General features: G+C 60.9%; 1 protein-coding gene. It reads left to right on the forward strand.

The genetic code is table 11. The annotated features are described in order from the left end of the window. Window positions 1-23 precede the first annotated feature (23 nt). Window positions 24-253, forward strand: a 230-nt coding sequence (locus AMS65_RS17925) for a hypothetical protein (RefSeq protein WP_206542019.1), incomplete at its 3' end; no start/stop codon positions are given.

The following is a 253-nucleotide window of genomic DNA, read 5'->3' on the forward strand; positions in this document are numbered from 1 at the left end:
ACCTGAAACGGTTCTCGGACTGGATGAGCGAGATCGACAAGAAGCTTCCCGCTTTGACGTTCGGTGTCACCGGCATCACGACAGCATTCTCCGGGCTCATGGGCGCTGTCTCGGGCATCGTCGGGATCGGCGACTGCGTGGCCGCGACTCTGCCGTCGCTTCTGCTGTTGCCAGGTTTGTTGGCCGGTGCAGTGCTCTCTGGCGTCGCGCTATTCGTCGCCATGAAAGACGCGAAGGACCAACTGAACGAGCT

Origin of the sequence: Leucobacter celer subsp. astrifaciens (assembly GCF_001273835.1) — a bacterium.
Taxonomy (GTDB): Bacteria; Actinomycetota; Actinomycetes; order Actinomycetales; family Microbacteriaceae; genus Leucobacter; species Leucobacter celer.